Here is a 13,667-nt window from a genome sequence, read left to right on the forward strand (position 1 = left end):
GCTCCGCTCTCCGGGGGCCGGGCAGCCCTCGATCAGGCGCTGGCCGCGTCACCCCGCACGAGCGGCAGCGTGAAATGGAACGCGGTGTGGCCGTCGCCCGGGCTCTCGGCCCAGATCTGGCCGCCGTGCGCCTCGATGAGGCCCTTCGCGATGTACAGGCCGAGGCCGAGGCCGATGACGCGCGCCTCCCGCGCCTTGCCCCGGAAGAACCGCTCGAACAGGAACGGCAGCTCGTCGGGCGGGATCCCGCGGCCCCTGTTCCAGATCGACGTGACCACCGCGTCGCCGCGCCGCTCCAGCCGCACCTGGATCCGCGTCTCCGGATCTCCGTATTTCGCCGCGTTCGAGAGGAGGTTGCTGAGGACCTGCTCCATGCGCCCCGCGTCCGCGGCCACGACCGGGATCTCGCCCCGGACCTCGACGTCGACCGGGTGCCCCTCGGTCTCGCTCCCCGTCCGCTCCACGACGGCCTGCACGAGCGCCGGCAGGTCGACGGGGCCGCGCTCGATCGCGAGCCGCCGCGACTCGATGCGGGAGATGTCCGTGAGATCGGAGACCATCCGCCCGAGCCGCCTCGCGCTCGCCAGGATGTGGCCTGCCCTGACCTTCGCCGCGTCGGCGAGCTGGGGCCTCCGCTCGATCTGCGCCGCATAGCCGATGATCGTGGTCACGGGCTGCTTCAGATCGTGCGCGACGACCGACGTCCACTCCTCCTTGAGCCGCTCGAGCTCCTTCAGCCGCGTGATGTCCTCGAACGCGAGGACGGCGCCGAGCAGCCTCCCGTTGGCGTCGACGATCGGCCCGGCGCTCATGAGCACCGCCAGGGCGCTGCCGTGGGCGCGCCGCAGCGAGAGCTCCCTCGCGGTCGTGACCTCGCCCCGCAGCGCGCGCATCGCCGGGCACTCCTCGGGGGAGAGCGGCTGCCCGTCCGAGAGGCACAGGCACGACGCGCCGCCCAGCTCGTCCGGCGAGGTCGTCCGGGCGAGCTCCTGGGCGCGGTGGTTCCAGGTGATCTGCTGGCCGGTCGGGTCGAGCAGGACGATGCCGACCGGCGTGCGCTCGATGACCGTGTTGAGCCACGTCCGCTCGGCCGCGAGCTGCTCGACGAGGCGCTCTCGCTCCTCGTCGGCGAGCTTCTCCGCGGTGACGTCGCGCGAGATCCCGATCGCGGTGAGCGGCTTTCCGCTCTCGTCGCGCTCGATCGTAACGTGGGTCGCGACCCACCGGACCCGGCCGCTCCGGTCGATGATCCGGAACGTGAGCCGCCCGCCGGCGGCGGCCATGCGCTCGACGAACTCGTGATAAAGCCCGGTGTCCTCGGGGTGGACCAGCGAGAGGAAGAGCCGGGGGTTCTCGTACCAGGCCTCGGGCGGATAGCCGGTGTGCTCGACGACGGCGGGGTTGATGTACTCGTAGCCTCCCTCGGGGCCGAGCCGCATGCGGAAGATGACGTCGCTCGCGTGCTCCGCGATGAGCCGCAGGCGCGCCTCGCTGAGCCGGAGGGCGTCCTCCGCCCGCCGCTGCTCGGTCACGTCGAGGGCCGTGCCGATCATCCGGGTCGGGGTTCCGTCCTCGGCGCGCTGCACGTCGGCCACGGTGTGGATGAAGCGCTCCTCGCCGTCCGGGCGGATGATCCGGTAATCGACGCGGTACGGCTCGGCCCCGTGCAGCGCGAGATCGACGGCGCGCATCAGCCCGGCGCGGTCGTCCGGGTGGACGCGCTCGAGGAACGCCTCGTACGTGATCGGGCCGGAGTCGCCGGCTAGCCCCAGCATGCGATAGCTCTCTTCGGACCAGACCAGCTCGTTCCTCACGATGCGCCAGTCCCAGTTGGCCAGCCTGGCGATCTTCTGCGCGCGGGCGAAGCTCTCCCCCCTGAGCCGGAGCGCCTCCTCGGTCCGTCGGGCCTCCGCGATCGTGGCGTCGAGCTGCTCGCGCGAGCGCTCGAGCGCCATCCTCTCCCGCTCGAGCTCCCCGACCCGCGCGCCCAGCGCGCGCGCCGCGGCGGCGGCGAGCGCCATGCCGAAGAGGACCGACAGGGCGCCGGCGATCTCGAGCGCCTCGGCCAGCGGCAGGGCCGGCCGCGCCGCGGCGCAGAGCAGCACCGCGCGCAGGTCGCCCGCGAAGGCGAGCGGGATCGCGAGCGCGTGCGAGCAGCCGCGGTGCGCGCGGAGGTGAGCCACGTCGAGCAGCGCCGCGGCGCCGTCGCCCTCGGGCGCGACCTGCACGGCCCCCCTGCGCGCGGCCGCCGCCGCGAGGCACTCGGCGTCCAGCGGCAGGCGCTGGAGCGCGCTCATCGCGGCCCCCTGGTCGCCCTCGGCGGCGACGAGCGCGAGCGCGCGCGGCTCCTGCAAGACGTCGAAGAGACATGCGATCTCGACGCGGAGGGCGCGCGCCGCCGCCGCCGCGATGGCCCTCCGCAGCGCGCCCGCGTCCTCGGCGGCGCGCGAGAGGGCCAGCGACGCGTCGGCCACGGCGCGGGCCAGCGCGTCGCCCGGCGCCGCGCCGCGCCGTCCGCGCATGGACGGTCCGCCCCGTCCGGCTCCACGCCGTCTGTCGTCGCTGTTCACTCGGCCCCTCGCGCTGCTCGACCCGGTCCGGGTGAGCGCGAGGCGAGCGTAACACGGGCCTTCGCGCCGCACGTCGGTTCGCTCGGCTGCCCGCGCCCGGCGCCGGCCCGGCGCGATCCCTGTCGAATTCGTGCTCCCCCACCCTTGAAGGGTCTTCCCGACCCTCCGGTGCCACACGACTGCACGACATTCGTGCAGAAGGAAAAATACGGCCGTTACAGTGAGAGCGTTAATCCACGTCGACGGTTCGCGCTGCGGCAGCGCGGCAGGAGCCGCGTTATGCGTCGCTGAACCCGGAGTTCGCGGCGCGCACGGGGAGCCGGCGGGTTCGGATATGTGGTAAGCGGGATAACGTGATTGCGGGGTTCGCGACAGTGCGGCGGGCCCGGCTTCCGGTTGTGCTCGCGTTGCTCCAGGACATCGCGCAGAGCCGTGGCCGGGGTCGACGTGAATACGGCGGCCTGTCGCCGCATCCAAGCTGCCACCACTGGAGGACTCATGCGTGATTCTCGTACGTTGATCAGCATTGCGCTCGCATCGCTGGTGTCGCTCTCGGCCGCGGCCGCCCAGGCAGAGGTGACGATCGAAGATGTCCAGGCGTCGGACGGCGCCAGCGCGCCCCGGGGCGATCTGATCGTGGCGGGCGACACGCTGGTCGTGCGTGTCCGCGCGACCTCGTACGAGGGCATCTACCGGGTCGAGGCGGAGCTCGAGGGGGTGACGGTCAAGTTATCGCCGGTGGGCGACGACCACTACGAGGGGAGGTTCGACATCCGCGACCTCGCCCACGGCCCTCACGTGCTCACGATCCGCGCGTACGACCTGTTCGGCGACGGCTCGACGGTGGAGAGGACCATGGAGCGGTCCGGCGACGCGGTGACGCCGCTCCTCTGGCTGTCGACCCCGGGGCCGCACGGCGTCGTGTCCGGGAACGTGCCGCTCGACGCGAGGTGCCTCGCGGCGCCGCCCCTCGAGTGCCAGAGCCTCTGCGTCGAGGTCCGGGGCCGGACGCACACGGCGAGCGCCTGCAGCCATCGCACGGAGAGCTCGCCGCCGGGGACGTTGATGCTCCTGACACGCCCGTTCCCGGCGTTCGAGTCGGGGGAGGAGCTCACCGTCACGCTCACCGGCAACAGCGGTGCCGGCTCCGATTTCACGACGACCTACGGGCCCATTTACATCGAGCGGAGCCCGAGCCTGACCGCGGTCCAGCGCGCCCCGGGCGTCATCCTCGATGTCGACGCCACGCGGATCCTGTTCCTCGATCGCTTTTATCGGGTCGGCATCGTCGATCGCGCCACGGAGGAGGTGAGCTTGCTCCTGCGCATCCCGCCGGATCCGGCCGGGAGCAGCCCGAGCTACGGCGCGCTCACGCCCTCGGGCTTCGTGGTCCAGTCGGCGACGACCCACATCTTCGCGTCGGTCGACGGCGTGGTGACCAGGATCGCGCGGGGGCGGCTCGACGCGGTGAACGGCGATCTGCTCGTGTGGACCGCGCAGAACGAGGACAGGGCGTACCTGCACACGCTGTCGACGGGGCTCAACCAGAGCATCTGGAACAGGCCGGGCGGCACGACGCCGTTCCAGGCCGACATCACGGCCTCCGGCGACGTGTACTACGCCACGTACGAGCAGCCGTGGATTCGCCGGCTGCTCGTGAGCAGGATCGGGGATCACCCCGGTTACCTCCAGCGGCCGATCGCCGACGGGACGAACATCGCCGGGCGCTGGTGGGACGGGACGACGAGCTCCAGCTACCTGTACACGGCGAACGGCGAGGAGGTGTTCCTCGGCGACTCGATCTCGGGCAACTCCGCCGGGCTGCTCCTGCACGCGGGGCACGCCGCGTTCCTGAGGAGCGACGGAGAGGTCAACCAGGTGTGGCTGCGGACCTCGGACGGCGAGCAGCACCAGATCAGCAGCTTCGAGGTGTCGAGCCTGTTCGACCAGCAGAAGCTCCGGGTCGGCCACGACGGCATCAGCGACAGCGGCGAGGTGGTGTTCCTCAACGGCGGCAGGCGCTACATCGGCGTCCCGGGCGAAGCGCCCGCGGAGATCGGCAGCGATCTCGGGCACGCGCGCTGGTTCGACGAGGGCTGGCACGTGACGATCGGCGACACGCTGTTCCGGGTCGCGCGCGAGGCGGCCGAGGTCATCGATCTTCCCGGTGAGGCGCTGCGCGCCGGCCCGACGAGCCTGGGCGAGTTCCAGGAGGTCGTGATCGCGCCGATCGCCGGGGAGGAGCTCGAGCGCCCGGCGCGGCCGAATCGCCTCGAGCCCGACGCGCTGCCGGACCTGTCGGGCCTCGACGAGGCGACCGACCTCGCCGGCGACGGCGCGTCGGCCGCGGCCGGGTGCAGCGCCGGCGGCTCGGCGGGCCCGGGCGGCGGAGTCGCCGCGTTCGCGGCGATCGCCGGCCTCGCGCTCGCGCGGCGGCGCCGGCGGGCCTAGGTCCAGTGCCGGAGGCCGGCCCGGGGCCAGCGCGCAGCTGCCCCCGGGCCGGCCCGGATGCCGAGCCCCTCGGCGACCCGACGGCCGTGCTCCTGGTCGCACGGCGAGCGCGTACTGGCGCTGGCGGAGCGTGAGGGGACGCGGTGACCGGCGCGCGGGGGCGCAGGGTGGCACGGAGGCCGCGCCGGTTGACGCGAGGGGGCATCTCTCCATGCTTCCCGGGAACGCGGTTTGCCCGCGTACGGAGGAGCCATGGCCAGGACCGCGTCGAACGAGACCAGGAAGATCCGCTATGCCGTCGTGGGGGCGGGCAACATCGCGCAGGTCGCCGTGCTGCCGGCCTTCAAGAACGCCGCCGAGAACTCCGAGCTCGTCGCGATCGTCTCGGGCGACGCCGAGAAGCGCGCGGCGCTCGGCGAGCGCTACGGCGTCGCGGAGCTCGGCGGCTACGACGAGCTCGAGGACGTCCTGAAGCGCGCGCGGGTCGACGCGGTGTACATCGCCCTGCCGAACACGATGCACCGCGAGTACACCGAGCGCGCCGCGGCGGTGGGGGTCCACGTGCTCTGCGAGAAGCCCATGGCCATGACCGAGGAGGACTGCGAGGCGATGATCCGCGCCACGAAGGACCGCGGCGTGAAGCTGATGATCGCCTACCGCCTGCACTTCGAGGAGGGGAACCTGCAGGCCGTCGAGATCGCCCGCTCGGGCAAGCTCGGCGAGGTGCGCGCCTTCACCTCCCTGTTCACGCACGTGGTGCGCCCCGGCGACATCCGCACCCGGAGCGAGCAGGGAGGCGGCGCGCTGTTCGACCTGGGTGTCTACTGCGTCAACGCCGCGCGCTACCTCTTCCGCGAGGAGCCGAGCGAGGCGCTCGCCGTCAGCCTGCAGCTCGACGCGCGGCGCGCCGAGGACGTCGACGAGACCACCTCGGCCATCCTGCGCTTCCCGAGCGGCGCCGTCGCCCAGTTCACCGTGAGCCAGGGGCTCGCGAGCGTGTCGTCGTTCCGCATCGCGGGCACCGAGGGCGAGCTCCGCGTGGAGCCGGCCTTCGATTACTCGTCCGATATCAAGCACTACCTGACGGTCGGCGGGAAGACCGAGGAGAAGACCTTCAAGGGTCGCGACCAGTTCGCCCCGGAGCTCGTCTATTTCTCGCGGTGCATCCTCGAGGACAGGGAGCCGGAGCCCTCGGGGCTCGAAGGGTTCGCGGACGTGCGGGTGATGCTCGCGATCCAGGACTCGGCCGCGAGCGGGAGGGCCGAGGCGATTCCCCCCTTCCAGCGGGACCAGCGGCCCGGGATGAGCCAGAGCATCAAGAAGCCTCCGGTCGACCCGCCGGAGCCGGTGAAGGCCCCGTCGCCCTCGGAGCAGTGATCGGGACCAGCGCCTGAGCGGCGCCTCCCGTCGCAAGGTGTCTGTCCCACAAGAGCGCTGGATCGGCCCGAAGAGCGCGGGATCGGCCCGGCATGCGCTGGTCGCGTCGCGCGAGAGGCCCACGCGAGGCGTGCAAAGTCCGCGCGGCCGTGCCACGGTAGGCGCCTTCCACGAAGAGCTCGATGCTGAGGCCCCCGCGTACGACAGGCCACCTTATCGCCCTGCTCGCGCTCCTCTCGGCCGCGCCGGCCCAGGCCGACGAAGCCAACGACGCACCGGTCTCGCCAGCCATGGCCGTGCCCGCTGCCGCGTCGAGCGCGGCGCCGGCGAGCGCGACGGCCGCGAGCGCGGCGACAAAGGGGCCAGCGATCTCACCCCGGCGGCGCGCCCTCGCCGCGACCGGCGCGGTGATTCCCGGGCTCCTCGTGCACGGCACCGGGCACTTTCTCCTGGGCGAGGGGCGCACGGGCGTGTCCCTCCTGGCGCTCGGCGGCGCGGGGACCGGGCTCATGATCGGTGGGCTCGCGGGCGCGGCGGTCACCGGGGCTTCGCGGCGCGTCATCGCTCCGATCGTGCTCACCACGGTGACGGGCGCGGGCCTGTTCGGGATCACGCTCCTCGCGGACCTCTATGGCGTGCTCGCCCCGGAGGGCGGCACGGGCAGCCCTCCTTCCGCGCTGCCCTGGGTCGAGACGCAGCTCGGCCTGGCCTACGTCCACGACCCCACGTTCGCTTACCGAACCTTCGTGGTGCCGGGCATGGATCTGCGCCTGCGCTCACTCCGGCTCTCCGGCGCTGGCTGGTTTGCCCTGAACGACGACAACGCGCGCCTGCGCGTCGAGACCGCCTATCGCTTCCTCGGCCCCGGCACGCCGGACGGCCCGCGCGCGGCGGACGGCTCGTTCCTCGAGCTCGAGGCCGCGCTCACACACCACCGCTACACCTCCGACGGCTTCTCGATCACCACCGGCGAGGTCACGCTCCAGGGCCGGCTCGATCTCGCCCACATCGGTCCGACGCTGCGGGGCTCGTTCGCGGAGATGGGCTGGGGGATCGGGGTGGAGGCCTATCGCAACGGCCGCCGGCCGCTCGAGGGGAACGAGCTCTTGACCCCGCATTTCGCCTTCGGGATGTACCTTGGGCACGAGGGGTATCCTCGCGGCGAGGCCAAGGTGGTTTACGAGCACCGGCACGACGGGTATGCGGCCGGCGCCAAGATCACCGGCCTCGGCAGCGGCGTGCCAGGTCACCTCGGCCTTCAGGGCCGGGTCTATGCCTCGCCCGGCTGGGGCGTGCTCGCCGAGGTGCAGGCGGGCTCCGCGTACGTCGGGCGCCTGTCGTTGCTCCTGCGCCCCGGAGGATCGCCATGATCATGAGAGGCCCGCTCCTCGTGCTCCTCGCCCTCACCGCGCCGCTCGCGCTCTCCTGCCTCGACGTGGCCGAGGGCCGCGCGCGGCGCGATCTGGAGGTGGGGAAGGCCTCTCTTGGCGAGGCGCGCGTCGTCGTGGACGAGGGGCTCGCGGCGATCCGCCGCCTCGCGCCGGGCGAGCTCTCGCTCTGGGCGAGCGCGCCTGTGCTCTCGGTCCGCCTCACCGACGCTGCGGGCGGGCCGTGGACGGTCACGATCGAGAACCTGCTCGCCGACGCGGAGCTCTCGGCCGACGTCGGCGGCGAGCGCGTGCCCGTGGAGCTCGTCGAGGCGCCCTTTCCGACCCAGCGCACGTTCCGGTTCGCCCTGCCGCCGGGCGCCGAGGCCACGCTCTCGCTGCGCCCGCCGGACGCGGCGCGGATCGAGCCGTGGCGGTTCGCGGTCTTCGCCGATGTCCAGGAGGACATCGACCGCGTGCAGGACATCTACGCGAAGATGAACGAGACCGAGGGCGTGCGCTTCGCGCTCATCAGCGGCGATCTCACCTCGCGGGGCTCGCCCGAGCAGCTCGAGCGGTTCCAGCGCGAGATGAAGACCCTCGCGTTCCCCTGCTATGCGACGCTCGGCAACCACGAGCTCGGCACGCGGGACGATCTGTACCACGAGTGGTTTGGCCGCGGGAACTTCCGCTTCGTGTTCCGGGGCGTGCATTTCACGATGCTGGACTCGGCGAGCGCGACGATCGATCCGCTCGCCTACGGGTGGCTCTCCGGCTGGCTCACCGAGGGGCGGGATCTGTTGCACGTGGTCACGATGCACCTCGCGCCGCTCGATCCGGTGGGCTCCCGCAACGGCGCCTTCGCGAGCCGGGCCGAGGCGAACAAGCTGCTCACGATGCTCGCCGACGGGCGCGTGGATCTCACGTTCTACGGCCACATCCACTCGTTCTACGCGTTCGAGAACGCGGGGATCCCCGCGTACATCTCGGGCGGCGGCGGCGCCATCCCCGAGCGGCTCGACGGCATCGGGCGCCATTTCGTCACCGTCGACGTCGAGCCTCCCGGCAGGATCTCGCAGGTCGCCGTCGTCCGCGTGGACTGAGCCGCAGGCGGAGACCGCTGTCGGACGGCGGCGGCGGTGCGGAGGCGCGCAGGGGAGCGGTCACGTTCCAGGAGGTGATCGACCTGCCGCCGGAGGTGCTGCGGCTGATCGCCGCCTGTAAGCTGATCTGCTGGCGCTCGCGCGGCCTGGCTCCGGGTTGCTCAAGCTCGTTCCTGGTTCATGAGAATTTGAACCACAGAGGCACAGAGGGCACAGAGGAGAGAAAGAGAGTGAGATTTCTCATCTCCCTCTCTATCTCTCCCTCTCTCCTCTGTGCCCTCTGTGCCTCTGTGGTTCAATCTCTCCCCCATCTCAGAACCAGCGACGCACCGCGAGGACGCCGCGTCAGGGCCGCCGGCCGGCGGGAGCGCCGTGGCCCTCCTGGAGGTGACGCGCGAGGAGGCTGTCGCCGAAGTCGTCCTGCAGATCGCGGAACACCGTGTGGATGTGATCGCCGCCGCGGTTGTCGTACTCGATCAGGTGCGTGGGGCCGTGGATCCGGTAGTAATGCGACTGCTTCGGCGCGGCGCTGCCCGCCCAGGCGAAGTGCAGCCGCTCCACGCCGGCGCGCTCGATGCGGTGGAGGTGCCCGTGGGCGACGTCGTCCGGGAAGTTGCGGGCGTAGACCTCCAGGAGGCGTACCAGCGCGGCCCGCTGGGCCGGGGTCATCTCGGCGGCGGGCAGGCCGTCGAAGCCCGGCAGCGCGGCGCGGCGGGAGGCCGCGGTGACGAGGTCGAGCGGCGCCGTCGGGGCGATCACCGCGCGCTGACGCTGCGCGGGGGTGAGGGAGGCCAGGAAGGCGCGGCCGAGATCCTCCTCGACCGCGAGCACACGCAGGCCCTTCCGGGGGCCCGAGGGCACCTCGGCCGGGTTGGCGCCCAGGAACGCCGGTGTCGTGGCCACGGCATGTCCCGCCGACGTGAAGTTGAGCGAGATGTGGTGACCCTCGAAGCGAAGACCCCAGGGGTCCTGGCGCCCGGGCTGACCGAAGACGGCGACGTGATAGCGACCCGGGTCGCGGAACGCCGGGCTGCCCTCGATGCCGCCGAGGATGCCCTCGAGCAACAGGACGCCCTCCAGCTTGCGATACCCCTCCGGGCTCAGCCCCGCCCGGAGCAGCGCGTGCGCGGCGCCGCGCTCGCGGTCGTCCATGTCCCCGAGCGCCAGGCCGGCGCGACGGCGCGGGACGTAGTGCCAGTCCTCGCGCTCGCTGCCCTCGAACGCGAGCTGCGCGAGGCCGCGCGACCCCTGATCGAGACCCTCCAGGAAGGCGCCCGCGGACGCCGCGATCGCCTCGGCCGTGGTGCGCCCCGCAGCGGCGCCCGGGGGAGACGCGAGGCCCGGAGGCCCCGCAGGTGCCGATGGCGCCGGCGGAGCGCCGTGCCCGGCGGCCAGGTCCGCCGGCGCAGGCTGGCTGCTCGAGGCCGCCGCGGGCTCGCTGCGTCGGCCCTCCTGGGGTCGCATGCTGTTGCACGAGATCGCCATCACGAGCGCCAGGATGGTAGCAATCCGCGCGCCCGGTCCGGATGAGCTCCCGCAGGGTCGAGGTGTGAGGGCGGGCTCTTCAGATCGCCGACCGATTCTTGAGCTCACGCTGCTCTCCAGGAGGAATGGCGGACCGGCAAGCGAGGTCCGTCAAGGGCTGGCTGGAGCATCCACGTTTCTTGGCAGGCGAGACGTCGCTGGCACGTCCTTTTTGCAAGCCTCCACCAGAGCGCCGTACCCAGAGCGCCACACCGGCAGACGAACCCGTTGCGGGCCGAGGCCAACCCGGGTCGGGTGATGGGTCGCGTCGCAGTGGATGATTCTCGCGCCAATGAAAACCAGCGGCGTGCTGCCGGCTCGTCTGTCCGGCGGCGCGCGGCGGTAGAGTACCGCGATGCGATCGAGCGAATCGATGTCTCTCGCCGTGTGCGCTGCCTTGAGCACCGCGCTGGGCTGCAATGCGATCTGGGGGATCCCCGACGGAAAACCCTCCGCGGACCCCGCGCTGACCGGCGCCGGAGGGGCCGGCGGGAGCGGGGCCGCCGGCGGTAGCGGGGGCGCCGCCGGGAACGGCGAGGCCGGGGGAGACCCGTGGGCGTGCCCGGCGGAGCCGTTCACCGCGCGCGCGCCGGAAGGGTGCCATGCCGCCGACGGCGACCACGATTACCTCTCCGATGAGGAGAACTGCTGTGTCCCCGGCAGGAGCTGCCTCGGCGGCAAGTGCGATCAGGGCAAGTGCGCGCCAGTCATCCTCACGACCACGGTCGCCGAGGAGCACGAGACGATCGGCATCGCCGTCGAGGGGGAAGGGGACGGCGCGCGCGTGCTCTGGGGCAGCGGCTACGGAGGCACGGTCTTCGCGACCCAGAAGGCGGTCGGCGGCTTGACCGAGCCGCTGGTGGTCCTGGACTCCACCGTGACGATGCTCGCGCGCGACGGGAGCTCGCTGTTCATCACCGACTGGAACTTGCCAGACGTGCGGCGGGTGCCGCTTCAAGGGAACATCACGGTCCCGACGGTCGCGACCGCCGAGGGGGCGTCGCGCGGCTGGCAGCCCGTGGCAAGCAACGGCTGGCTCTACTGGGTCACCGAGACGTTCCAGGAGGACGATGCGCCCGACGCGCCGGACGCCCCACACCGTATCTGGGCGGCGCGGGCCGATCAGGCCGACCAGAATGGCCTGCCGGTGCTCGACAAGGACGCCTACGTGGGAGGCCTCGCGCTGGACTCCACCCATCTCTACTGGAGCGAGATGGAGCTCGGCGCGACGCAGATCTCGGTGCAGCGGATGGCGCTCGGCGAGCCCAGCGCGCCCGAGCTCGTCGCGTCGATCCGCGTCGGCAGCGACGAGAGGCCGGGGGACATCACGGTGGGCGATCGCATCTACTGGGTCGCCGCCGGCGATATCTACGCCGCGAACAAGGACGGATCCGGCGCAGGGGTGCTCGCGGCGGCGGGTTACCCCAGCAGGATCCTGGCCGACTCGGCCTTCGTTTACTACTTCGGCGCCGGCGGCGAGCAGCTCCGGCGCGTGCGCCTCTCGGGCGGCGCGCCGGAGCTGCTCGCCGACAGCACGTACGCGCTGGGCGTCGCGCAGGACTGCCGCGCCATCTACTGGACGACGGCCCGCGCCGAGGGGTCGCCGCCCTCGGTGCGCATGCTGGCCAAATGAAAGGCCGGGACGACGAGGGCGCCCCGAGCGCATCCGGACGAGCGCGGCGCGGCGGATGACGCCGCGCATCGCCGGCGACCGCGCGCGCCGGCGTCCGCGCTAGCATCGCGCCCATGACCTCTCCCGAGACGATCGCCGCGCAGGCACGCCACTCCATCGACGAAGCGACCGGCGCGGTCGTGCCGCCGCTCCACGCGAGCACGACGTACGCGCGCGACGAGGGGTACCGCCTGCCCGCAGCGCACGAGTACACGCGCGACGACAACCCGACGTTCCGCGCGCCCGAGGAGCTCCTCGCGGCCCTCGAGGGCGGCGCCGACGCGCGCCTGTTCGCGTCGGGCATGGCGGCCGCGACCGCCGCGGTGCAGGCGCTGGCGCGGCCGGGCGCGCGCCTCGTCGCCTCGCGGGCGATGTACAGCGGCCTCCGCCTCTGGATGACCGAGTGGTGCGCGACGTGGAATGTCGACCTCGAGCTCGTCGACGCGACGGACCTCGACGCGCTCCGCGCGGCCGTCCAGCGCGGCCCGACGTCCCTCGTCTGGATCGAGACGCCCGCGAACCCCACGTGGGACGTGGTCGACATCGCGGCCGCGGCGGAGATCGCGCGCGCGGGCGGCGCGCGGCTCGCCGTCGACTCGACCGTCGCCACGCCCGTGCACACGCGGCCGCTCGCCCTCGGCGCCGACCTGGTGATGCACGCGGCGACCAAGGCGCTGAACGGCCACAGCGACGTGCTCGCCGGCGCGCTCGCGACCGCGCGCGACGACGAGGCATGGCAGCGCATCCGCCACGTCCGCCGCATGCAGGGCGCCGTCCCCGGCCCGTTCGAGGCGTGGCTCCTGCTGCGCGGCATGCGGACGCTCTTCGTGCGCGTGGAGCGGGCGAGCGCCACCGCGCTGGAGCTCGCCCGGCGCCTCGCGGGCCACGCGCGCGTCGAGCGGGTGCTGTATCCGGGGCTCGAGGCGCACCCCGGTCACCCGATCGCGGCGCGGCAGATGATGGGCGGCTTCGGGTCGATGCTCTCGCTGCTCGTGCAGGGCGGCGCCGAGGACGCGCTCCGCGTCGCGGGCCGCGTGAAGGTCTTCCTCCGCGCGACGTCGCTCGGCGGCGTCGAGAGCCTGATCGAGCACCGGGCGACCGTCGAGGGCCCGGGGACGCTGGCGCCGCCGAACCTGCTGCGGCTCTCGATCGGCCTCGAGTCGGTCGACGACCTCTGGGCCGACCTCGACGAGGCGCTCCGGGCGGGCTGACGGTCCGGCCCAGCCAGGGTGTCAGGTCGATCATTCCGTCGATGTTCAGGAGGGTCACGGAGATCTCCGCGCCGAGGCCCGCCCCGCCGGCGAACGCCGGCGCCTCCACGCGCACCGCGCAGACCCCGTCGGCGATGACCTCCGCGGAGCGCGTCAGCACGTCTCCCCGTGGGAGCACGAGGCCGCTCTCGCAGAAGGGCCCATCGACGGCGCAGGTCTCCGGCGTCAGCGAGGTCACCTCGAAGTCCTCGGTCCTCGCCTCGCTGCACAGCAGGTCACCGGCGGATGAGAGCCCGGAGATCACGGGCATCACCCGGTTCCCGGTGCGCCCGTAGTCATCATGCGTGTCGCCGTCCGTCAGGACCACGCCGGTTCCCGCGACGCCGGGGAGC

Annotated in this window: 9 protein-coding genes; 7 read left to right on the top strand and 2 right to left on the bottom strand. The window is 72.7% G+C overall.

Annotated features, from left to right (window positions below; genetic code table 11):
- Positions 1-32 precede the first annotated feature (32 nt).
- The gene (locus WME76_RS01210; protein ID WP_437958391.1) at positions 33-2,522 is read right to left on the bottom strand and encodes a PAS domain-containing protein; all 2,490 of its coding nucleotides are present in this window, start codon (positions 2,520-2,522) and stop codon (positions 33-35) included.
- 765 nt (positions 2,523-3,287) lie between these two features.
- On the opposite strand from WME76_RS01210, the gene WME76_RS01215 reads away from it, so the two are divergent.
- From WME76_RS01215 to WME76_RS01230, 4 genes are all read left to right on the top strand, one after another.
- Positions 3,288-5,021, top strand: coding sequence for a hypothetical protein (locus WME76_RS01215; RefSeq protein WP_437958392.1), 1,734 nt, complete (start codon positions 3,288-3,290; stop codon positions 5,019-5,021).
- A 252-nt stretch (positions 5,022-5,273) separates the two neighbouring features.
- The gene (locus WME76_RS01220) at positions 5,274-6,398 is read left to right on the top strand and encodes a Gfo/Idh/MocA family protein (RefSeq protein ID WP_437958393.1); all 1,125 of its coding nucleotides are present in this window, start codon (positions 5,274-5,276) and stop codon (positions 6,396-6,398) included.
- Between the two features lie 182 nt (positions 6,399-6,580).
- Complete coding sequence (locus WME76_RS01225; protein WP_437958394.1) at positions 6,581-7,768, top strand: hypothetical protein; 1,188 nt, start codon at positions 6,581-6,583, stop codon at positions 7,766-7,768.
- A gap of 2 nt (positions 7,769-7,770) precedes the next feature.
- Positions 7,771-8,868: a metallophosphoesterase family protein gene (locus WME76_RS01230; RefSeq protein WP_437958395.1), complete on the top strand. Its 1,098-nt coding sequence runs from the start codon at positions 7,771-7,773 to the stop codon at positions 8,866-8,868.
- Positions 8,869-9,213: 345 nt separating this feature from the next.
- Here the strand turns inward: WME76_RS01230 and WME76_RS01235 are convergent, their stop codons facing one another.
- A complete protein-coding gene (locus tag WME76_RS01235; RefSeq protein WP_437958396.1) occupies positions 9,214-10,353 on the bottom strand; it encodes a DUF3500 domain-containing protein in 1,140 nt (379 codons plus the stop codon).
- A 394-nt stretch (positions 10,354-10,747) separates the two neighbouring features.
- Between WME76_RS01235 and WME76_RS01240 the strand changes: the two genes are divergently transcribed.
- From WME76_RS01240 to WME76_RS01250, 3 genes are all read left to right on the top strand, one after another.
- On the top strand, positions 10,748-12,025 hold the full coding sequence (locus tag WME76_RS01240; RefSeq protein ID WP_437958397.1) for a hypothetical protein: 1,278 nt from the start codon (positions 10,748-10,750) through the stop codon (positions 12,023-12,025).
- Positions 12,026-12,138: 113 nt separating this feature from the next.
- Complete coding sequence (locus WME76_RS01245; protein ID WP_437958398.1) at positions 12,139-13,275, top strand: trans-sulfuration enzyme family protein; 1,137 nt, start codon at positions 12,139-12,141, stop codon at positions 13,273-13,275.
- 41 nt (positions 13,276-13,316) lie between these two features.
- A complete protein-coding gene (locus WME76_RS01250; RefSeq protein WP_437958399.1) occupies positions 13,317-13,610 on the top strand; it encodes a hypothetical protein in 294 nt (97 codons plus the stop codon).
- Positions 13,611-13,667 lie beyond the last annotated feature (57 nt).

It is taken from the genome of Sorangium sp. So ce119 (assembly GCF_051524405.1).
GTDB lineage: Bacteria > Myxococcota_A > Polyangia > Polyangiales > Polyangiaceae > Sorangium > Sorangium cellulosum_G.